1 pseudogene is annotated in these 241 nt (G+C 72.6%); it reads left to right on the top strand.

Annotated features, from left to right (window positions below):
• Positions 1–241, top strand: a pseudogene (locus ACSNOK_RS35900) (phage tail protein); the annotation flags it as partial.

The following is a 241-nucleotide window of genomic DNA, read 5'->3' as shown; positions in this document are numbered from 1 at the left end:
CGGTGGTCGTGCGCGTCGCCGCGGCCGGCACCGGTGAGGAGGCCTGCACCACCCTGGAGTCGACCGAGGGGCACAGCGCCTGCCCCGTGATGACCGTGCACGCCAAGGAGCCCGGTGTCTGGGGCTCCCGGCTGCGCCTGGCCGTCGACCACGACACCCGCGACCCCGAAGAGACCTTCAACCTGCGGATCCTGGACGCGGACGGCAGCACGCGCGAGACCTTCACCGGCCTGTCCATGGA

The organism is Streptomyces sp. URMC 126 (assembly GCF_051386555.1).
Taxonomy (GTDB): Bacteria; Actinomycetota; Actinomycetes; order Streptomycetales; family Streptomycetaceae; genus Streptomyces.
This window is presented reverse-complemented; position numbering and strand designations above follow the sequence as displayed.